We start from the raw sequence: 20,202 nt of genomic DNA on the forward strand, positions 1-20,202 counted from the left end.
TTGCAAGGACGGCAAGCCGGCCATGCGCAAGGCTTCACTTGGTGCCGGACACCAGACCGCTGGCCGGTTCCGCCGATCCGATATCGTTCTTGAGCCAGCACTCCCCGCGGGCCGCAACAAAGGTGAAGGCCTTGCAAACCTCGGCCTCACTGCAGGCGAGAAGACAGGTCTTGAACTTCATGCCCTTCAACCGGTCGATGTCGTTACCCGGATAGTCCGTTTCATCGCGGACCGTCATGGCGATATGCCGGATGCCTGCCTCAAGCCGGGCGCGATAACCCGAAATGGCCCAGGGATAGCCGATGGCGAGTTCGGCGCTCGCTTTCAGGAAGCAGGCGGAATGCTTCTGGTTGAAGGTGAAAGCGGCGCACTCGCCATCACCCACGCAGCGTGCCTCGCAATCGGCAGCGTCGATGTTGCGGATCGGCATGCCGGGAAGGTCGAGACCGATCAAGTCGATTGCGGGGACCCGCTTCATGGAAGCGGCAGGCGCCTTGTCCAGGGAACCGGTTATGCCTTCCTGTGTGTAGGTGCCGGCCTCGATGCCGAGACTGCGGGCATCATCGATGGAGAGCCAGTACATCCTCTCGGGCGGCGCCCCGGTAATATGCGCGATCGTCCGGCGCGGCAAAGCCAGCCCCCTCAAATACTCCGTGACGACGGCATTCGCGGTCGTGCTCCTGCGCGCCCTTCCGCCCCTGCTGACATAGGCGGCGTGAAAGCCGATTTGCGAACTCTCCGCCATGAGGCGCGGAGTCCCGCCAAGCCAGGCGAGCGCGCAGGCCGAAGCGCAGTTGATCGCGGACGGCACGACGGTGCGAAACCCCTTCTGGCGGATGGCCCTGCCGATCTGCACTCCGGCGACGGCATTGCCGCCTGGGCTCTTGAGGAGAACAACCGCATGGATCAGATCTTGTGTTTTGCGCAGGAACTCGACGGTGTCCGCGAAATCAAGCTCGCCTGCGACCGTGACCAGCGACGGGCCGGATCCTGACGAAACGGAAATCTGTGCCGGCGCGGCATCATCGACGCCAGCCAGCCAGACGACGCAAGCCAGCGCCAGCCGCAACACCCTCAAACGAGCAATTTCGATCATCGAGCGGCATCCACCCCCGGCGCCTGCTTCATGATGGCATGATTCCGAACGAAATGGCAGGTGCTGCGGCTGGTTTGGACGTCACGTTCGGCGAATTCCATGCCGATTTAATCGAGGCACATGATCAGACTGTATTTCTGTTTTCCGGTCATCACCTCGTTCAATCGTCACGCCACGATCCCCACTCGTAAGTGGGGGATTGCGGCCAGCCTTCCGGCGAGTCTTCCCATGCCTCCTGGCGTCCATAAGGCGTCAGGTCGAGAAGCTGGCGAAATCCCGAAGGCTCGACGCCGCGGCCGGTGGTGAAATAGCTGCGGCAGACCACGCCGTCTCCTCCCTTCAGGAAAACACTGAGCCCGAAATCCTCGCCATCCTCGCTGCTGACGCCCATATCGGCGTTGAAGGTGCTGCCGGCCGAGGAATAGAACGGGACGGTCCAACCCTTGCGTTTCCGCAAATCGGCGAGACGCGGATAGGGCGCCAGCGCCACGGCTACGAAGCTCGTGTCCCTGGCATGGAGATGAGCCAGATGCCCGACATCGTCGATACGGCGGGCGCAGCCGGCGCAGGCGGTTTGCCAGTCGGGAGCGAACATGAAGTGATAGACGATCAGTTGCCGACGCCCGGCAAAAAGATCCCGTATCGACGCCCTCCCGTCGGCGCCAGCAAGGACATAGTCACGGCCGAGCGGCACCATGGGCAAGCGGCGGCGCTGCGCCGCAAGCTCGTCGAGCAATCGCGTTGCCGCCTTTTCCCGGACCAGCAGCCGGTCGCGGGCGGCCTGCCATTCAGCTCGCGTGACGATGGCCGGCAGGGGAACGCCCTTCACCGCGCGGCCTCCAGAGGTATCCACAATGTAAGGCCGCCCTCACCCGTGCCTGGATCGAAGGCCGGATTGTGACGCTCGATAGCGGGCGCGTCGGCGGGCCTCAGCCCCTGCGCCGGCAGGGCCTCGTTCCAGATCGTTGTGTAGGTTTCGTAGATCCGCGAGACGTGCCCCTTATGCTCGAATATCGCATATCGGCGTGGCGCGATTTCGAGCCTCGCCAGCTCTTCCGGGATATCGCCGAAGCGCGACACCTCGACTGCGCAGATATAGGGAAACTGGCCATTGTCGTCCGGTGCATGGCTGATGCCGATCGGGATGTGATCCAGCTTAGCCGGGATGGCTTCATAGTAGGCCATGAAACGCTGCCATTGCGCCGGAATGCCGATCGTCGTCGCAAAGGTGAAGACCTGCGAAAGCCCGACGGCGCGGATCGGCCCCTCATCGCAGAGGCGCGGCACCGCCAGATGCCCCTGCGGCTGCGTCTTGAGCTCCAGCGGCGCAGTCAATTCGAGTCCGGCGAGGCTGCGGCCATCGCGCACGCTTTCGGGCGTCCTGCCGAATTGCTCGCGAAAAGCGCGGGTGAAGGCCTCGTGCGAGCTATAGCCCGCCTCGAGCGCCACAGCGAGAATATCCGGCGCGCCATCGGCCAGGATGCGCGCGGCTTCGCTCAGGCGCCGGGCGCGCAGATATCTGACCACCGACAGCCCGGTCGCCGTGCCGAAGGCATTGGCGAGATGCGAGCGCGAGACGCCACAGGCCTCGGCGATCGAAACCAGCGTGATCGGCTGCTGCAAATTGCGCTCGATGACCCAAAGCGCGTTGTCGGCAATCGGCATGAATTATCCTCTTCGACCGCTCCCATAACAAGGATGCGGAGATGCCGCTTGATCGTTCGTCCAGACAGGCGCCGATCAGTTGCGCTGCTTCAGGAAATCCCGGAAGGCGTTCAAGGTCTCGAGGCTGACATGATGCTCGATGCCCTCGGCATCGACTCGGGCGATTTCCGGGCTGATGCCGAGCGCGCAGAGGAAATTCTCGACGATCTGGTGGCGCTCGCGGCTCTTCCCGGCAAGGCTCGAGCCCTCCTCGGTGAGGAACACGCCGCGATAGGGGCGCTGCTGGATGAGACCGTCGGCGGCGAGCCGCTTCAGCATCTTGGCGACGGTCGGCTGGGCGACGCCCAGACGCTGGGCAATATCGACCTGGCGCGCCTCGCCGCGGTCGGCAATGAGATCGGCAATGAGCTCGACATAATCCTCGACCAGCTCGGTGCGCCGGTTGTGGCGGGTCTGGCGGAAGCTTTCGACATGAGTATCGGCGTCCACCAAAGTGCTTTCGGGGATCGCTGCGGCTTTCTTCACTTTCATCACGGCACTCGGAAATAAACTTCTTAGCTCCGGCTATACGATGTTCCTGGATTAACATCAAAACATAGCCATTGCTATAACATTACTCTTGTGCTCTTATTATTGCCCGGGGCTAACAAGGAGCGGATCATGTCGGGCTGGTTGCCATTCGACCTCAAACGGCGCGGCTTCATGGGCGCGGGGCTGCTCGCGGCAAGTGCGGCGGTCATCGGTACCAAGCGTGCGCTTGGGCAGGCGGATCAGGCGTCCGCACATCACGGCCACCAGGCCGCGACGACAGGCTCTGCCCAGTATGATGCCGGCAATCACATGAACGCCCATGGCGAGATGATCACCATTGGCGATGTCGATTATGCGCGCAACGGATTCGATCCAACACCGATGCTCACCCAATGGGAAACGGGCACTGTCTCGATCCTTCCCGATGGGCGCAGGCTGCGCAGCTTCGAGGTGACCGCCGAGGACAAGGAGATCGAGATCGCGCCCGGCGTCATGTTCCCGGCCTGGACCTTCAATGGCCGCGTGCCGGGCCCGGCTCTGCGCGCCACCGAGGGCGATCGGGTGCGCATCACCTTCAGGAATTTCGGATCGCATCCGCATTCGATGCATTTCCATGGCTTCCATGCGGCGCGCATGGACGGCATTCCGGGCGCCGGCCTGGTGCCGCCGGGCGGCGAATTCATCTACGAGTTCGATGCCCGGCCCTATGGCTGCCATCTCTATCACTGCCACGCTTTGCCGCTGGCGCGTCATATCCACAAAGGCATGTATGGCCTGTTCGTGATCGATCCGGATCCCGAGAAGCATCCCGAAATGGCGGCCGCCGCCAGATCGCGCCTCTTCGGCACGCCCGAGAATGCGCAATGGCAGGAAATGGCGATGGTGATGAACGCCTTCGACACCAATTTCGACGGCGAGAACGAGTTCTATGCCTGCAACACCATCGCGCACTGCTATGCCAAGCAGCCGATCAAGGTGGTGAAGAGCCGGCCGGTGCGCATCTATCTGGTCAATGTGACCGAGTTCGACCCGATCAACTCCTTCCACCTGCATGGCAATTTCTTCGACTATTACGACCAGGGCACGACGCTGACGCCGACGCTCAGGACCGTCGATGTCATCATGCAGTGCCAGGCGCAGCGCGGCGTTCTCGAATTCACCTTCGCCGAACAGGCCGATCACGAGCCCGGCCTCTACATGTTCCATGCGCATCAGTCGGAATTCACCGAGCTCGGCTGGATGGGCATGTTCGATGTCGTCGAGGCGCTGTCATGAGCCTGGAACAGACATCCGACGTCCCAGCGTCGCGTCCTTGGACGAAGCTATTATGGGCGCTGGCGCCGCTCGCCCTTCTCATCGCCGCTCTGTGGTGGCTCATTGCCGGCAATCTCCTCGGCCAGTTCAGCAATGGCGCGCCGCCGGTCGAGAATCTCACCATCGAGCGCACCATCCTCGACCAGAACGGTTTGCGCCTCCTGGTGCGGGGCGGCGGCTCGGCACCGATGACCATCGCGCAGGTGCAGGTCGATGCCGCCTATTGGCGCTTCACCCAGGATCCGCCCGGCGAGATTGCGCGCGGCAGCGCCGCCTGGGTCGCCATCCCCTTTCCCTGGGTGCTGGGCGAAGCGCACAAGGTGACCTTCGTCACCAACACCGGCGCCACATTCGAGCATGACATTCCCGTCGCCGTCGAGACGCCGCAAGCGACGTCGCTCAATTTCGCCGCGCAGGCGATGCTCGGCGCCTTTGTCGGCATCGTGCCGGTGGTGATCGGCCTCATGTTCTATCCGGCCTTGCGCGGCGCCGGCCCGGCGCTGATAAGCTTCCTGCTCGCGATGACGATCGGCCTTCTCCTCTTCCTCCTGATCGACACGATGGAGGATGCGCTCGAATTCGCCGGGCGCTCGGCGACGATCTTCCAGGGTCCGATGATGGTGATCCTTGCCGCCGCGGCGAGCTTCATCGTGCTGCTCGGCATCTCACGCCGGCAGGGCCAGCCGAGCGGCCTGGCACTCGCCACCTATATCGCCATCGGCATCGGGCTTCACAATCTGGGTGAGGGCCTTGCCATCGGTGCGGCCTTCGCGGCGGGTGCGGCGGGTCTCGGCACTTTCCTGGTGATGGGCTTCACGCTGCACAACATCACCGAGGGCGTCGGTATCGCCGCACCGCTGCTCAAGCTCCAGCCGTCGCTCGCCCGCTTCGCCGGCCTGGCGCTCATCGCCGGCGGGCCGGCGGTGATCGGCATGTGGGCGGGAAGCCTGGCCTATGCGCCGCACTGGTCGGCGCTGGCGCTTGCCATCGGCGCCGGCGCCATCCTGCAGGTCATCATCGAGGTTGGCGCCTTCCTCACCCGCTCGTCTGAGAGGCCGCTCAACGGGCTTATGACGCCGCCCGTTCTCGCCGGTATCGCCGTGGGCGTGGCGCTCATGTATGCGACCGCCATGCTGGTCAAGATCTGACAGAAGGCCAGCCCGCCAGCTGCAGGACCGTTCCGGCAAGGTCGGCCGGCGTCTGGCCATCGGTCGGGACCGAGATGATTCCTTCCCTCCCCTGCCCGGCCATCCGGCGCGCTTGTCTCAGGCTGCGCTCGAACTGGTCAGCGGCACCAGAGCCGACCTCGCGCTGCGCCAGGCGCGCGGCCAGCGTCGCTTCGCTGCCAAGAAGGCGGATGACGGTGATCTCGGCATCGGCGATGGCTGCAAATCGATATGCCTCGGCATTTAGCAGCCTGTGGTAGAATTGCGGTCTTGAGAAATCGCCGGTTGTGGGCGTAAAGATTTAATGGACGGAATCTGCAGATCGGAGGGACTGTTTACCGGATAGTCATCCGTCTTCTGCTTGTTCGGTCACGACATCGAGGAGGCGGCGCAGGATGACTGATGCGGAACTGGCGGAGGCATTGCGATCTCAGGCGAGAAGCTGCGAGGAGACAGACAGGGTCAATCCGTTTCTCACCCATGAATATGAGGTCCTGCTGCGGGCGGCGGACCGCATCGACTATCTCAGCACGAAACTACGCCTGACCGGTCAGTCATAGACCTCAACGGAGCTTGCCCAACGCATCGCTCTCCACCTCCGCCTCGAGCGCCGGCCCGGCACCCAGGGCTTCGAGATAGGCGTCGAGCGTCTCCGCCGATGAAGCGGGCCTGTAGCCATCCCCCACGCCGCCCTCGATGCGCATCGCGAAATCGACACCCCATTTGCCGGGGCCGTGGCAAGCCACCACCAGATAGTTGCCCATATCGGCGCGGCTGATCCGGAATTCCCGGCAGAGCGCCTGGTCGCCGCGATGGAAGGAAGAAATCATGGCGATCTCGGCGCCGGAACTTGCCAACCGTGAGCTCTTGCCGGCCGGGAGGCTCGATAGCAGCCGCGCCAATTCCGGATCGGCGGCGGCCGCAATCTCATAGAAGCCGGGAGACCCTGCATTCTGGGTCGCGATCCAGTATCCGATGGCGCCCGAGATCACGGCGAGCACCGACGCCGCCATCGGCAGGGCCCAATTGCGGAAGGGCTGCCGCGATGCCGCTGCCTTTGCCGGCTTCATGGCCGTGACCGTGGCGGACGAGGCGTTGCGGATCATGTCCTCGACCGAGGCCTTGAGCCCGCCCGGCACCGGTTCGCCAAGATGCGCCCTGACGCTTTCGGCAGAAGCTTCCCGTGTTGCGACAAACAGAGCGATGCGCCGGGCCAGATCGGGACGCTGCGGCAGCAGATCGGCCAGCCTTGCCGCCTTGGCCGCCTGCATCTCGCCGTCGGCATAAGCCATCAATTCCTCGTCGGTGAAATCATCGCTCATGGCTATCGACCTTGTTGTCACGATGGGAACGGCTGGCCGGCTGATCTATTCCGGTGCTTGCCGCTAAGTTCGCCCGCGCGCGCGCCAGCCGGCTCATCACCGTGCCGATCGGGATACCGAGCACGTCCGCGGCTTCTCGGTAGGAAAGCTCCTCGACACAGACCAGGAGCAGCACCTCGCGCTGATCGCCAGCGAGATCGCCAATGGCACTCCAGACCTGCCTCAGCATCAGCCGATGCTCCGGCGCCATGCCGGCATCGCCTGCAAGCCTGCCCTCATGGAGGCCGATTTCCTCACGCGGGCCGGCGGTGCGGTCACGGCGCATCTGGTCGATCCATAGATTGCGCAGGATGCGGAACATCCAGGCATCGAACCGCGTGCCCGGCGCAAAGGACGACGCATTGGCAATCGCCCTTTCGCAGGCAAGCTGCACCAGGTCGTCGGCGAGGTCCGACGAGCGGCAGAGCGAGATGGCGAACCGGCGCAGATTGGGCAGGAAGCCGATCAGCCGGGAACCGAAATCCTCAGGAAGTCCTGCCATGCGATGCCCGGAAAGTGATTTCCATTTCGCCGGAATAGGTGATCATGAGCGCCGTTATCACGATGCCCGGCTGTGATCGGATCGCATGCCGATGCCGCAATGGCAAGCCCGGCGGTACCGAGGAACCAAGGAGGCGACAATGGACGAATACCGCAGATGGATGCGCAGGCTCGTCGCGGCGCTTGGCGGGCTCATCGTGATCACCATCGGCGTGCCGCATCTGACGGGAAGCTCCGCCGGCTTCATCGCGACGGCCACGGCGGATGATGATGACGATGGCGGCGATGACGATGATGGTGGTGGCGCATCCTCGTCGCGGGGAGGCCGCGATGGCGGGGCGCGAAGGTGGAAGCCGAGGAAGAGCATCTTCGACAGGGCGCGGCCATCCCGCCCGCCAAAGCGGCGACGCGCCGCCGTGCGGCCGACCCGGCCCGCTTTCGCGCCGGCGGAGCTCATCGGCCGGAACATCGCCGGTGACGATGTCGCGCGCCTCGCAGCGGCGGGCTACACCATCCTCGAGCAGATGACGCCCGGCGGCTCTGGACGGACGATCTATCGCCTGCGCATCCCGCCACGGCTGACGCTCAGCCAGGCGCGCGCCGAAATCGCCGTCGCATCGCCACAAGCCACGATCGATCTCAATCACTACTACAAGCCCGATGCCGAGACACCCTGCACCGCGAGTGCGTGTCTGGCCCGCCACATGATCGGATGGACCCCGGCGAGCGCGGACATGGCCTCGTGCAGCGCCGGATTGCGCATCGGCATGATCGATACCGCCATAAATGCCGAGCATGACGCGCTGGAGGGCAGCCGGATCGAGGTGAAGCGTCTCGCCGGCGACGAGCTGCCGGTCTCCGGTAAGCAGCATGGAACGGCGATCGCGGCGCTCCTCGTCGGCAAACCCGACGGCCGTTCGCCAGGACTGGTGCCCGAGGCAACCCTCATCGCCGTCGATGCGTTCCACCGCTTCCGCGGCGGGTCCGATATTTCCGATGCCTATAGCCTCGTCAAAGGCTTGGACTACCTCGACAGTCGCGGGGTCGATATCATCAATCTGAGCTTCACCGGCCCGCCCAATTCGGTTCTCGAAGACACGATCCGCGAGTTGGCGCGGAAAGGCATCGTGCTCGTGGCGGCGGCCGGCAATGACGGCCCCCGCGCCAAGCCCCTCTATCCCGCCGCCTATCCCGAGGTCGTCGCCGTGACGGCGGTTGACAGGAACAAGCGTCCCTATCGGCGCGCGGCGCGCGGCTCCCATATCGATATTGCCGCGCCCGGCGTCAATGTCTGGATCGCCGCCTCGGTCGAGGGATCGCGGCCGCGGACCGGAACGTCCTTCGCAGCACCTTTCGTGACGGCGGCGCTGGCGCTCGCCCGCAAGCACGCAGCCGGCACCGAAGGAGGCGCAGCGCTGATGCATGTGACCGGTTCGGCCGAGGACCTGGGCGCGCCCGGCAAGGACGATGTCTTCGGCTGGGGTCTTCTCAACCCCAGGGGGCTGTGCGGCTAGCGCATCGGACCGCAGAGCGCAAAGCGGCTTTAGGAGAATCCGATGCGCAAAACAAAGAGATAGAGCGCCGCGGCACTCCACGCAGCTCGCCAATGCGACAGGAAGGGCACGGACTGCCCGTGCCCTTCCCGATGCAGATGCAGGATCGCTCCGACTCAACGCCGCCATTTCCCCCATCTGCGCGAAGAGTTCGAAGAGCTGTTGGAGCTCGAATTCGACGACGAGTTGGAAGATGAGTTGGAGCTCGAATTGGAGGAGCTGTTCGAGCTCGAATTCGATGACGAATTGGAGGAACTGTTCGAGCTAGAGTTGGAGGAGCTGTTCGAGCTCGAATTCGATGACGAATTGGAGGAGCTGTTCCCCGCCAGGATGATCTGGCCGCTCGTGCCAGTCACGCTCTGCATGCCCAGCAAATCAGGCTTGGCCACGGTCATCGCTTGCGCCGCACCGGTGCCAAGGCCCAAGGCCAGGGCTCCCAGGATCACTTTGCGTTTCATGCTGTTTCCTTTCATCAAGGTTGCGAGTGGCTCAGGGGCGCACTCCATCGGCAAACGGGCGAGCGGCGCGGCTATTCCCCGTTCATGACCTCTTCGCCCGGGCGAATTTCCGGTACCAGCCTTCGCCGGCGATTGTGTTGCGGCGAATGCGCTCGCGCTCCTCGCTCTCTTGCAACTGCTCGCGGCGAACGGAAAACCCCCGAGCTTCATCCGCCTCGGCGTCGATGGCCGGCGCGAGCGCACTGTCGGTGCGCCGGAAGGGAATGACCTGCACCAGAGGCGTGCCTCTTTCGAGGGTGTGCACGCCGTCGGCGCCGGTGGCGAAGAACGGGAAGTTGACCAGCGAATGATAGCTGTCTGTATCGACCACGCCGGCCATGATCTCGACCGGAAGCGGCTCGCGATTGAGCGGCGCCACGAACAGGCAGCTCCATCCGGGCGGGGTCTTGATGGTCCAGTAATTGTGAAACTTCATCGGCGGATGGTCGGCGCGCGGATGCCCGGCGATCTGGTGGCTGCCATGGTTGCTGACCATGACCTTGTCGAATTCCCAGCCGGCATTGACCGTCTTGCCGCCCTCCGAGATTTCAAGGCGGGTCGTGGCGGCCAGAGGCAGGATATAGCCGAGCGCCATAGCGTCTAGGAACGGCATGCAGCGCTTGACGGTCAGGCCGTTATTGGTCGCCGACACGACGGAAGGCTCGATCGCGGGGATCCGCCGAAACCAGTCGGGCAGGACCGTTTTGGCGGGAACCGGTTCGGCGATCACGCCTTTATCCTGCGGATCGCAGATGAATTCGATCGTATGGCAGGGTTCGCCTGACGCCTCCGGACGGCTGCGTGTGAATCTGAGAATATCCCGTAAAGCCATGGGCCGTTCTCCTCGCATTCACGGGAGAACGGACCAGCTTGCGGGTTATTCCATCGATTGTCAGTAAATCACGACGCTCCTGATCGACTTGCCCTGGTGCATCAGGTCGAAGGCGTCGTTGATCTTGTCGAGCGGCAGGGTGTGGGTGATCATCGGATCGATCTCGATCTTGCCCTTCATGTACCAGTCGACGATCTTCGGCACATCGGTGCGACCGCGGGCGCCGCCGAAAGCGGTGCCACGCCAGACGCGGCCGGTAACGAGTTGGAACGGCCTCGTCGCGATCTCCTGGCCAGAGCCCGCCACGCCGATGATGACCGATTCACCCCAGCCCTTGTGGCAGGCCTCCAGCGCAATGCGCATCACCTTCACGTTGCCGATGCATTCGAAGGTGTAGTCGGCGCCGCCGCCGGTCAACTCGACGAGATGGGCGACAAGATCGCCCTTCACGTCATTCGGGTTGACGAAATGGGTCATGCCGAAGCGCTCGCCCCAGGCCTTGCGGTCATTATTGAGATCGACCCCGACGATCATGCCGGCGCCGGCGAGCCTGAGGCCCTGGATGACATTGAGGCCGATGCCGCCGAGACCGAAGACGATGCAGTTCGAGCCTTCTTCCACCCTGGCGGTGTTGATCACCGCCCCGATGCCGGTGGTGACGCCGCAGCCGATATAGCAGATCTTGTCGAAAGGCGCGTCACTGCGCACTTTCGCCAGCGCGATCTCGGGCAGCACCGTATAGTTCGAGAAGGTGGAGCAACCCATATAGTGATGCACCATCTTGCCCTTGTAGGAGAAGCGGCTAGTGCCGTCCGGCATCAGCCCCTTGCCCTGAGTCACGCGGATCTTCTGGCAGAGATTGGTCTTGGGATTGAGGCAATAGTCGCATTCGCGGCATTCGGGCGTGTAGAGCGGGATGACATGATCGCCCTTCTTCAATGATTTCACGCCGGGTCCGACATCGACGACGATGCCCGCTCCCTCATGACCCATGATCGCCGGGAAGAGCCCTTCCGGATCGGCGCCGGAGATCGTGAACTCGTCGGTGTGGCAGATGCCGGTCGCCTTGATCTCGACCAGCACCTCGCCTTCGCGCGGGCCCTCGAGATCGACCTCGACGATCTCCAGCGGTTTGGCTTTCTCGAAAGCGACGGCAGCGCGGGTCTTCATGGCGGGGAATCCTTCTTCACATGTCTCATCGATCTAGCCCGGCATGCGCCGTGCCGTCCACCCCAAGATATGAGAAAGCCGTCAGGCCTTGAGCACGCCCGATGCCTTGGCGATATGTGTCGCGATGTAGTCCATGAGCGACGGCGACAGACAGTCATAGGGCTCGAGCTTGAGCTCCCTGAGCCGCGACCTGACCGCATTCATTTCACTGGGCGGGAAGCCCGACTCGATGATTGAAGAGACGAAGGCGGCGAATTGGGGCGCCGACCAACCCTGCTCCTTGGACAATTCGGTGTGGATGAAGTCGAGACCATAGAAGGGATGCTTGGTGTTCTCGACGCGACCATACATATGGACGCCGCAGCCCGTGCAGGCATGGCGCTGGATGGTCGCATTGGCATCGACCACTTTGAGCTTGTTGCCATTGGCGGTGACGGAGAGATTGTCACGCGGAACGACGGCCACGACCGAGAACACTGCACCCTCAGGCTTCCAGCATTTGGTGCAACCGCAGGCATGATTATGCGCGCTCTGGCCAGTGATCTTGACGGTCACCGGATTGCTCGCGCATTTGCATGTGAGCGTGCCGCCTTTGAAGTTGTCGTCCCCCGGCTTAAAGCCCTTATCGACAGATGGATGGATACCAACTGGCATTGCGAGTTCCTCCCTGGTTGATGGCTCACGACGATGACGAGGGGCCGAAGCCCCTCGTCTCATCGCTTGTTATTGTCGTTCACGATACTGCGCGTCGAAGCGCGCAGCAAGAGCGTGTCCGGGCCGTGCGGCTACCCACTTGGCCTCGGTATAGTGCTCCATCACGTCTTCGCTCATTTCGCGGCCCCAGCCCGACTGCTTGCAGCCGCCGAAGGGCCAGGCCGGATCGCCGTAATTATGGGTGTTGATGCAGTTGGTGCCGGCCTTGATCCTGCGGACCGTCATGTGAGCCGCTCGTCATCGAAAGCCTGGGCCGGCGCCGCTCGTCACCGAAATCTGATCTCGCGATCAGGGTTTGGCCGTGGTTTCTGGTGGCTTGGCCGTGGTGTCCGGCGACTTGGCTGTGGCTTCGGGCTTCGCCGCGGTCTCCGGCTTCGGCGCATCGGCCGCAGGCACCGTCTTGGGTGCGCGGTCGACAAGGATCTTGCCCGACGGGTCGATCAGGTTGCCCTTCGGATCCGACATGACGACGAGGACATGGTTCGGCACGTCCGCCGGATAGGTCGGATGCAGGTCCTGCGCCTTGCCGAGCAGGGTCTCGCCGGCCTTCACCGCGAAGCGCGATTTGGCCGCGAGCGCCTGGTCGATCTCCGGCACAAGCTCGACGAAATAAATGGCCGAGCGATAGCCATCGGCACTGCGCAGCACGACGCCCTGCAATCCTTTGCGCGGATCCTTGCGCCGCTCGACCCAGCCGTCGATGGTCGCATAGACGGGATCGCCCGGCCTGGTCAGATAGTCATTGCCGCCATAGAAGCGCAATTTCGTCTTCTCGCGCCGGTCATTGAGGAAACTGCCGCCGCCGCCCACGAGACAGCAGGGCCGCATCTCGCCCGACTTGGTCGGCGGCACGAGCTTCTCTTTCTCGGGATAGCCCTGGCCCAGTTTCGCATTGGGCTGCAGGAACGGGCGGAAATGATGGACGTCGCGATCCTCGATCTCGGCCGCGGTCACTTCCTTGTTCTTCACGAACTCGGCGAGCTTGTTGAGCTCCTTGTCGCGCTCGGTCAGCACCGGATCGGTCTTGTCGCCGCGATATTTCTTCTTCGGGTTCTTCGGGTCGTAAGTATAGGTGCCCTTCTTGTCGTAGCCGATGCCGCTTTCGATCCGGCAGCGCCGATCGCTCTTGTCGGTGAAGGTATCGCAATAGCCATATTCGATCGCCTGGCCGGTCTTTTTAACGCCCCGCTCGATTGCCCGGCCGGTCTTCTTCACGCCGCGCTCGATCGCATTGCCGGCCTTGCGGGCGCCCTTCTTGATATCGGTGAGGAGGTCGGCATTGACCGGGATGGAATGCACGGCCGAGAAGGAAAGAAGGGCGATGAAGCAAAGAGCGAAGCGGCGCAGGATCATCACATCAACCTTTCGACAGCCGATTGAATCATCAGACTCGCATCTTGCTTTTCCGATTTCAACGTCAACCGGGACGTTAGGGCAAAGTTCCATTTTCCATATCTGGTAGGTGGATTTGGTTAACCGCATAGTGCGTTTTCGATTTGTTTCCGTAGAGGAACCCCAACCCGCAGGTTACACTTTAAATCGAAGTCAGTTGGTCAGTGGTGAGTATCATGGCAATGCCGGGCCGCGCCTATTGGAAGGGCTTCCTCAAGCTTTCCCTCGTCTCCATCGGTGTCGCCGTCTACAACGCCGTCGACACGGCGGCGGAGATCAAATTCAACCAGATCCACAAGCCAACCGGGCAAAGGATCAACTACACCAAGACCGTCAAGGGCATAGGGCCGGTGGAGGCCGCCGACATCGTCAAGGCCTATGAGGTCGACGAAGACACCTATGTGATCCTCGAGCCGGAAGAGCTGGACGCCATCAAGCTCGAAAGCAAGAAGACCCTCGACCTGCACCAGTTCGTCGCGACCGACGAGATCGATCCGCGCTATTTCGAGCGGCCCTATTACATCGTGCCGACCGATGAGCATGCGGTCGAAGGCTATCTCGTCATCCGCGATGCGCTGAAGAAAAGCGGCAAGCTCGGCGTCGGCCAGGTCACCATGTCGGGACGCGAATATCTCGTCGCCGTCGGCCCGATCGCCAACGGTCTCGGCATGCATATCATGCGCTATGCCAATGAGATCAGGGCGGCGGGCCAGTATTTCGGCGACCTGCCGAATGAAAAGCTCGACCAGGAGATGGTGTCGCTGGCAAGCGAATTGATCGGGCGCAAGGCGTCGACCTTCGCGCCGGACAAGTTCAAGAACCACTATACGATCGCCCTCCAGGACCTCATCAAGCAGAAGGCCAGGGGCAACAAGATCGTCGCGGCCAAGGAAGATCGCCCGACCGGTCCCAATGTCGTCGACCTGATGGATGCGCTGCGCAAGAGCGTCAAGGTCGATCAACCGGCGAAGACCGGCAGCGCGAAAGGCAAGACCAGCACTGAAAAGTCGCCTGCCAGGAAAAAGGCCACCGCTCGCAGCTAGCTGGTGCCGTACGAAAGCCTTATGCTCGCCGGCATGACGTATATGCCGCAACCGGGCCGGCGCTGAATGCCGTCACCCAGCAGGAAGAAAGCCGCCAAGCGATCGCCCGGGCGTCTCGAGGCCTATCGCAAGAAGCGCGATTTCACCAGGACCCCCGAGCCGCGCCCCAGGATCGCGCGCAAGAAGGCCTTCCGCTTCGCCGTGCAGCGCCATGACGCACGGCGCCTGCATTTCGATCTGAGGCTGGAGCTCGACGGCGTGCTCAAGAGCTGGGCCGTCACCAAGGGCATCAGCATGGTACCGGGCGTCAAGCGGCTGGCGGTGCAGACGGAGGACCATCCGCTCGATTATCTCACCTGGGAAGGCACCATCCCCAAGGGCGAATATGGCGGCGGCACGATGATCGTGTGGGACCATGGCACATGGATGTCCGATGTCGATCCGCATGAGGGCCTGAAGAAAGGCAAGCTTATCATCGCGCTCAATGGGGAAAGGCTGAAAGGCCACTGGCATTTCGTGCGCATGAAGCGCCGGCCGGGCGAGAAGCAGGACCAGTGGCTGCTGTTCAAGGGCGAGGATGAATATTCGCTGGGCGCCACCGATCTGGAGCCCGCGGCGACCGAGCTTTCATCCGTCATCTCAGGCGTTACCAATGAAGACCTCGAACAGCGTAAGCAGATACGACCCGACCACAAAGCGCGCGAGAAGATCAGGCGCGCCAGCGGCTCGAGAGCGGCCGACTACGAGAAGCTCAAGGGTGCGAAGAAGAGCATCCTGCCGGTCTTCGTAGAGCCGGCGCTGGCGGAAGAAGATGACGCCCCGCCTGGCGGCAAAGGCTGGCTGCATGAGATCAAGCAGGACGGCTATCGCATGCAGGCGCGGCTCGACGGCGGCAAGGTCAAGCTCCTCACCCGCACCGGCCTCGACTGGACGAAGCGCTTCCCCACCATTGCCAAGGCGGTGGCGCAATTGCCGGTGAGCTCGGCGCTTCTCGATGGCGAGATCGTCGCCCAGGAAGACAACGGCATCCCGACCTTCAGCGCGCTGCAGTCCGACCTGAAGAACGGGCGGCGCGACCGCCTCGGCTATTTCCTCTTCGATCTTCTCTATTGCGAGGGAGTCAACCTGACCGGCGTGAGCTTGCGCGAGCGCAAGGCCGCCCTCGAAAAACTGTGCGCGGCGCTCGATGGCGGATCGCCGGTGCGCTACAGCCAGCATATGGATGACGGCGACAGCCGCACCATCTTCAAGCATGCCTGCCAGATGGGGCTCGAAGGTCTCATCTCGAAGCGCGCCGATGCGCCCTATTATAGCGGCCGGTCGCGCAACTGGATCAAGTCGAAATGCGTGCTCAGCCAGGAATTCGTGATCATCGGCTATGTGCCGTCCTCGACATCGCGCCAGGCGGTCGGGGCGCTGGTGCTCGGCTTCTACGAAGAGGGCGAGCTGGTGCATGCCGGGCGCGCCGGCACCGGCTTCACCGATGAAACGGCGCTGGCGTTGCGCAGCGGGCTTTCGGCGATCGAGATCGCCAAGCCCGACTTCAAGCGCCCGATCACCAGGGAATCATTGCTGAATGTGCATTGGGTGGAGCCGCGCTTCGTCGCCGACATCCAGTTTCGCGGCTGGAGTCCGGACAGGCTTCTGCGCCAGGCCGCGTTCAAGGGCATTCGCGAAGACAAGGCGCCAAAGGACATTGTGCTTCAGGGACCGCAGGGCCGGACCGCAAAGCCGGCCACGAGCCGGGTCAAGCTTACCCATCCCGACCGCATACTCTGGCCAGAGGACGGCATCACCAAGCAGGGCCTGGCGGATTTCTACAGCGACATCGCCGACTGGATCCTGCCCCATATCACTGGCCGGGTGCTGAGCCTGGTGCGCTGCCCGGCGGGCATCGGCAGATCCTGCTTCTATGCCAAGCATGTATGGGACGGAGCCGACAAGTCGCTGATCCCGATCGATGTCGGCGAAACCGAGCCGATGATCGCCATCCGCGATCTCGACGGCCTCATGGCCCTGGTGCAGGCCAATGCGCTCGAGATCCATCCCTGGGGCTCGCGCGTCGGCAAGCTCGAGCAGCCGGACCGGATCATCTTCGATCTCGATCCGGGCGAGGATGTGGACTGGGCAGAAACGATTGCCGGCGCCTTCGAGGTCAGGGAAAGGCTCAAGAAGCTCGGCCTCGAAAGCTTCGTCAAGACGACCGGGGGCAAGGGTCTGCATGTGGTGGCGCCACTGACACCTTCGGCCAAATGGGAAAGGGTGAAGGCCTTCACGAAGAAAGTGGCGGAAGCGATGGCGGCGGACAGTCCCGGCAAGTATCTCGCCCTTATGACCAAGTCGCGGCGCAAGGGCCGGATCTTCGTCGACTATCTGCGCAACGGACGGGGCGCCACCGCGGTCGGAGCCTATTCGACGCGCGCCCGCAACGGGGCGGCGATCTCGGTGCCGCTCACCTGGCCCGAGCTTCAGACCGGCATCAGGGCCAATCACTTCACCATCGACAATCTTCGCCAGCGGCTCAGCCACCGCAAGCGCGACGCATGGGCGGGCTTTTTTGATGTGAAGCAGAAGCTGCCACGCTAACGCGTCATCGCGGCGACGAAGCGCCTGAGCCCCGTTTCCACAAAGCGCTCGACATCATCCTTGGGATCGAAGCCCCACCACAGGAGCGAGCCCTGCCATTGCGACGCCATCAGGAGACCGACATCCTTGGGCATATCCGGGATGGCGGCGAAGCACTCATTGAGCGCCTTCGCCAGTGCCCGCCGCCAGGCGGTTCCGCGCGCCCGCAATGCCGGATCGCGCAAATCCTCGCGCAGGATGAGCAGCCCATCGGCATAGGCCTCGATGCCGCCATAGGAACCGGAAAGGCCAACCAGCAAGTGGATGGCCCCCTCGGGCGTTCGCGGCAGCGCAGCGGCAAGCTCGGCGGTCCGGGCATCGAGCTTGTCCCAGGCAAAAAGCAAGGTCGCCTGCATCAGGCCGGGCTTGCTCTTGAAGCGCTGGACCAGGGTGGCCGGCGCCAGCCCGCAATATCGCGCAAGCCTCGCGAAGCTCAGCGCCTGCGGTCCCTCGGCATGGATGAGCCGGTGCGCCGCTTTCAGCACTTCCTCATCGGTCTGGGTTTTCGGCCTGGGCATCTTGACTTTCATTTATAAACGAACGATCATTTATAAACAAGACCCTCTGTTTGTCTGGAGCGTTCGATGAGCTTGCACGGAAAAATAGCCCTCGTGGCCGGCGCCTCGCGCGGAGCCGGCCGCGGCATCGCAGCCGAACTCGGCGCCGCCGGCGCCACTGTCTATGTCACCGGCCGCACGACCCGCCAGCAGCAATCGGAATATCAGCGGCCGGAGACGATCGAGGAGACGGCCGACATCGTGACGCGCCTCGGCGGCAAAGGCATCGCCGTCCAGGTGGATCATCTCATCGCCACCGATGTGGCGCGGCTCATCGAGCGCATCCGCGACGAGCAGGGCCGCCTCGATATCCTGATCAATGACATATGGGGCGGCGAAAAGCTGTTCGAATGGAACAAGGCGGTGTGGGAGCATAATCTCGACAATGGCCTCAGGCTGCTCCGCCTCGGCATCGACACGCATCTGATCACCGCGCATCATGCTTTGCCGCTCATGATCGAGCACAAAGGCGGCCTCCTGGTCGAGGTGACCGACGGGACGGCCGAGTACAACGCCGATCACTACCGCCTCTCACCTTTCTATGATCTCGCCAAAGTGGCCGTGAACCGCATGGCGTGGGCGCATGCCAAGGACCTGGAACCTCATGGCGCCGTGGCGGTTTCGATCACGCCCGGCTGGCTCAGATCGGAAATGATGCTCGAGGCTTTCGGCGTCAGGGAGGAGAACTGGCAGGACGCGACGAAGAACGTGCCGCATTTCGTGATCTCGGAGACACCGCGCTTCGTCGGCCGCGCGGTGGCAGCGCTTGCCGCCGATCCTGACAAAGCGCGCTTCAACGGACAATCGCTGTCAAGCGGCGGGGTCGCCAAGGTCTATGGCTTCACCGATCTCGACGGCTCGCAACCCGATGCCTGGCGCTATGTGCCGGAAGTCCAGGAAGCCGGGAAACCCGCCGATGCGACGGGCTATCGCTAACGCAACAGCCGACACATGAACCTCGCCTCCCCACCCTCCACCCGATCACCGCAAACGACCGGCATCATCCTGATGATCGTGGCGATGCTCTTCATTCCCTCGGTCGACGGGCTCGCCAAATATCTGAGCTCCGGCTATTCGCCGCTGTTCCTCGGCTGGGCGCGCTATGCGGTGGCGGCGCTGATCGTCCTGCCGGTCGCGGTCTGGCGCAACGGCACGCATATCTTCCCGGGGGAAAGACGCGGTCCGCATCTGCTGCGCACCCTCTTCCTCGTCCTCTCGATGACGCTCTATTTCCTGGCGCTGGCGCGCATTCCGCTGGCGACGGCGATCAGCGTCTTCTTCATCGGCCCGATCGCCGCCGTGCTGCTCTCCATCTTCGTCCTCAAGGAGCGGATGACATGGACCAAAGGCATCAGCCTCGCACTGGGCTTCATGGGCGCTATCGTCATCCTGCGGCCGGGGCCCGACATCAATCCCGGGCTGCTGCTGGCCTTTGCCGCCGGCCTTGCCTTTGCCTGCTACCTCATCGCCACGCGCGCGGCCGCGCAGCAGAGCGATCCCATCAAGACGCTGGCTTTCCAGTGCGTGATCGGCACCCTGCTCCTGACCCCGCAAGCCATCGCCACCTGGACGGTGCCGCAGTCGGGCGATCTCGTCTTCTTCCTGGGCCTCGGCTTCTGCTCCGTCTTCAGCCATCTGCTGTCGATCGCGGCCTTCCGCCATGCCGAAGCCTCGCTCCTGGCGCCGCTCGTCTATCTGGAACTCCTCGGCGCGACGCTCATCGGCTATTTCGCCTTCGACGAAATTCCCGATATATTCACCATCGTCGGCGCCGGCTTCATCATTACGGCGGGTCTGGTTCTGTTCAGACATCGGACGAGATAATCTTCCTACACATCGGCGAATCCGGCCTGATCCTCCTGGAACCAAAGGACAAAGCAGGCGTTAGCCAGATGAGCTCCGTGCCCGCAACACGGCACGGGAAAGCTCTTCCCCTTACCCAAAATGGAGGCGATCAATGACCAATCGCAATCAGCAGGATCCGAAGCACGTGCAAGGTCAGAAGCCGAACGAGGATCAGCAGCGGCAGAAGCAGCAGCAGGCGGAGAATCCCGATCGCGAAAAGCAGCAGGGTGGTTTCGATCCCAACAAGGAGCGCCAGCAGGGCAATCCGGACCCGGTACGGCACATGCCGGACCAGAGCCGTTAGCGATGCGAGACTGGGCGCCATCACCGGCGCCCTCTT

The 20,202-nt window shown here is 63.1% G+C and carries 23 protein-coding genes; 11 read left to right on the plus strand and 12 right to left on the minus strand.

Going from position 1 to position 20,202, the window contains the following annotated elements; translation table 11 throughout:
• Positions 1 to 34: 34 nt before the first annotated feature.
• The 4 genes from DT068_RS10585 to mntR form a co-directional block, all read right to left on the minus strand.
• Positions 35 to 1,096 carry a PAN domain-containing protein gene (locus tag DT068_RS10585; protein WP_119389813.1) on the minus strand — a complete coding sequence of 354 codons (1,062 nt, stop codon included), beginning with the start codon at positions 1,094 to 1,096 and terminating at the stop codon, positions 35 to 37.
• A gap of 160 nt (positions 1,097 to 1,256) precedes the next feature.
• The gene (locus DT068_RS10590) at positions 1,257 to 1,925 is read right to left on the minus strand and encodes a DUF899 domain-containing protein (RefSeq protein ID WP_119389814.1); all 669 of its coding nucleotides are present in this window, start codon (positions 1,923 to 1,925) and stop codon (positions 1,257 to 1,259) included.
• Complete coding sequence (locus DT068_RS10595) at positions 1,922 to 2,761, minus strand: AraC family transcriptional regulator (RefSeq protein WP_119389815.1); 840 nt, start codon at positions 2,759 to 2,761, stop codon at positions 1,922 to 1,924. The genes DT068_RS10590 and DT068_RS10595 overlap by 4 nt, the downstream gene beginning before the upstream one ends.
• A 75-nt stretch (positions 2,762 to 2,836) precedes the next feature.
• A complete protein-coding gene (mntR, locus tag DT068_RS10600; protein ID WP_119389816.1) occupies positions 2,837 to 3,292 on the minus strand; it encodes a manganese-binding transcriptional regulator MntR in 456 nt (151 codons plus the stop codon).
• 129 nt (positions 3,293 to 3,421) lie between these two features.
• On the opposite strand from mntR, the gene DT068_RS10605 reads away from it, so the two are divergent.
• The 4 genes from DT068_RS10605 to DT068_RS27985 all read left to right on the plus strand — a co-directional run bounded on the left by DT068_RS10605 (position 3,422) and on the right by DT068_RS27985 (position 6,332).
• Positions 3,422 to 4,567, plus strand: a complete 1,146-nt coding sequence (locus DT068_RS10605) for a multicopper oxidase domain-containing protein (RefSeq protein WP_368904630.1) — start codon at positions 3,422 to 3,424, stop codon at positions 4,565 to 4,567.
• Positions 4,564 to 5,754 (plus strand): ZIP family metal transporter, encoded by a 1,191-nt coding sequence (locus DT068_RS10610; RefSeq protein WP_119389817.1) that lies wholly within the window; start codon positions 4,564 to 4,566, stop codon positions 5,752 to 5,754. The genes DT068_RS10605 and DT068_RS10610 overlap by 4 nt, the downstream gene beginning before the upstream one ends.
• Positions 5,755 to 5,866: 112 nt before the next feature.
• Positions 5,867 to 6,019: a hypothetical protein gene (locus DT068_RS27980; protein WP_162914131.1), complete on the plus strand. Its 153-nt coding sequence runs from the start codon at positions 5,867 to 5,869 to the stop codon at positions 6,017 to 6,019.
• A 148-nt stretch (positions 6,020 to 6,167) separates the two neighbouring features.
• A complete protein-coding gene (locus tag DT068_RS27985; RefSeq protein WP_162914132.1) occupies positions 6,168 to 6,332 on the plus strand; it encodes a hypothetical protein in 165 nt (54 codons plus the stop codon).
• 3 nt (positions 6,333 to 6,335) lie between these two features.
• Here the strand turns inward: DT068_RS27985 and DT068_RS10615 are convergent, their stop codons facing one another.
• Positions 6,336 to 7,094 carry an anti-sigma factor family protein gene (locus DT068_RS10615; protein WP_119389818.1) on the minus strand — a complete coding sequence of 253 codons (759 nt, stop codon included), beginning with the start codon at positions 7,092 to 7,094 and terminating at the stop codon, positions 6,336 to 6,338.
• Positions 7,084 to 7,635 carry a sigma-70 family RNA polymerase sigma factor gene (locus tag DT068_RS10620; RefSeq protein ID WP_119389819.1) on the minus strand — a complete coding sequence of 184 codons (552 nt, stop codon included), beginning with the start codon at positions 7,633 to 7,635 and terminating at the stop codon, positions 7,084 to 7,086. The genes DT068_RS10615 and DT068_RS10620 overlap by 11 nt, the downstream gene beginning before the upstream one ends.
• 139 nt (positions 7,636 to 7,774) lie before the next feature.
• Between DT068_RS10620 and DT068_RS10625 the strand changes: the two genes are divergently transcribed.
• Both DT068_RS10625 and DT068_RS28350 read left to right on the plus strand, forming a co-directional pair.
• Positions 7,775 to 9,148: a S8 family serine peptidase gene (locus DT068_RS10625; RefSeq protein ID WP_162914133.1), complete on the plus strand. Its 1,374-nt coding sequence runs from the start codon at positions 7,775 to 7,777 to the stop codon at positions 9,146 to 9,148.
• Positions 9,149 to 9,349: 201 nt separating this feature from the next.
• Positions 9,350 to 9,733, plus strand: coding sequence for a hypothetical protein (locus DT068_RS28350; RefSeq protein WP_368904632.1), 384 nt, complete (start codon positions 9,350 to 9,352; stop codon positions 9,731 to 9,733).
• Here the strand turns inward: DT068_RS28350 and DT068_RS10635 are convergent.
• From DT068_RS10635 to DT068_RS10655, 5 genes are all read right to left on the minus strand, one after another.
• A complete protein-coding gene (locus DT068_RS10635; RefSeq protein WP_438816429.1) occupies positions 9,728 to 10,501 on the minus strand; it encodes a DUF6065 family protein in 774 nt (257 codons plus the stop codon). The genes DT068_RS28350 and DT068_RS10635 overlap by 6 nt on opposite strands.
• Before the next feature lie 75 nt (positions 10,502 to 10,576).
• Positions 10,577 to 11,686 (minus strand): S-(hydroxymethyl)glutathione dehydrogenase/class III alcohol dehydrogenase, encoded by a 1,110-nt coding sequence (locus DT068_RS10640; protein ID WP_119389822.1) that lies wholly within the window; start codon positions 11,684 to 11,686, stop codon positions 10,577 to 10,579.
• Between the two features lie 81 nt (positions 11,687 to 11,767).
• Positions 11,768 to 12,340: an S-(hydroxymethyl)glutathione synthase gene (gene gfa / locus DT068_RS10645; protein WP_119389823.1), complete on the minus strand. Its 573-nt coding sequence runs from the start codon at positions 12,338 to 12,340 to the stop codon at positions 11,768 to 11,770.
• A 69-nt stretch (positions 12,341 to 12,409) separates the two neighbouring features.
• The gene (locus tag DT068_RS10650) at positions 12,410 to 12,625 is read right to left on the minus strand and encodes an aldehyde dehydrogenase family protein (protein WP_119389824.1); all 216 of its coding nucleotides are present in this window, start codon (positions 12,623 to 12,625) and stop codon (positions 12,410 to 12,412) included.
• 63 nt (positions 12,626 to 12,688) lie between these two features.
• The gene (locus tag DT068_RS10655; RefSeq protein ID WP_119389825.1) at positions 12,689 to 13,753 is read right to left on the minus strand and encodes a hypothetical protein; all 1,065 of its coding nucleotides are present in this window, start codon (positions 13,751 to 13,753) and stop codon (positions 12,689 to 12,691) included.
• A gap of 215 nt (positions 13,754 to 13,968) precedes the next feature.
• Between DT068_RS10655 and ku the strand changes: the two genes are divergently transcribed.
• Both ku and ligD read left to right on the plus strand, forming a co-directional pair.
• Entirely contained in the window at positions 13,969 to 14,835 is an 867-nt protein-coding gene (gene ku, locus DT068_RS10660) for a non-homologous end joining protein Ku (protein ID WP_119389826.1), read from the plus strand.
• Between the two features lie 66 nt (positions 14,836 to 14,901).
• Positions 14,902 to 17,421 (plus strand): DNA ligase D, encoded by a 2,520-nt coding sequence (ligD, locus tag DT068_RS10665; RefSeq protein WP_119389827.1) that lies wholly within the window; start codon positions 14,902 to 14,904, stop codon positions 17,419 to 17,421.
• Here ligD and DT068_RS10670 read toward each other — a convergent pair.
• Positions 17,418 to 17,978, minus strand: coding sequence for a TetR family transcriptional regulator (locus DT068_RS10670; protein WP_119389828.1), 561 nt, complete (start codon positions 17,976 to 17,978; stop codon positions 17,418 to 17,420). The two genes, ligD and DT068_RS10670, sit on opposite strands and share 4 nt — an antisense overlap.
• A gap of 66 nt (positions 17,979 to 18,044) precedes the next feature.
• Here DT068_RS10670 and DT068_RS10675 point away from each other — a divergent pair, with 66 nt between their 5' ends.
• The 3 genes from DT068_RS10675 to DT068_RS10685 all read left to right on the plus strand — a co-directional run bounded on the left by DT068_RS10675 (position 18,045) and on the right by DT068_RS10685 (position 20,166).
• Positions 18,045 to 18,953, plus strand: a complete 909-nt coding sequence (locus DT068_RS10675) for an SDR family oxidoreductase (protein ID WP_119389829.1) — start codon at positions 18,045 to 18,047, stop codon at positions 18,951 to 18,953.
• Positions 18,954 to 18,968: 15 nt separating this feature from the next.
• Positions 18,969 to 19,841, plus strand: a complete 873-nt coding sequence (locus tag DT068_RS10680) for a DMT family transporter (protein ID WP_119389830.1) — start codon at positions 18,969 to 18,971, stop codon at positions 19,839 to 19,841.
• A 133-nt stretch (positions 19,842 to 19,974) separates the two neighbouring features.
• Positions 19,975 to 20,166 carry a hypothetical protein gene (locus DT068_RS10685; protein ID WP_119389831.1) on the plus strand — a complete coding sequence of 64 codons (192 nt, stop codon included), beginning with the start codon at positions 19,975 to 19,977 and terminating at the stop codon, positions 20,164 to 20,166.
• The last annotated feature ends 36 nt before the right edge of the window (positions 20,167 to 20,202 follow it).

The organism is Taklimakanibacter lacteus, assembly GCA_003576695.1.
Classification (GTDB): domain Bacteria; phylum Pseudomonadota; class Alphaproteobacteria; order Rhizobiales; family Aestuariivirgaceae; genus Taklimakanibacter; species Taklimakanibacter lacteus.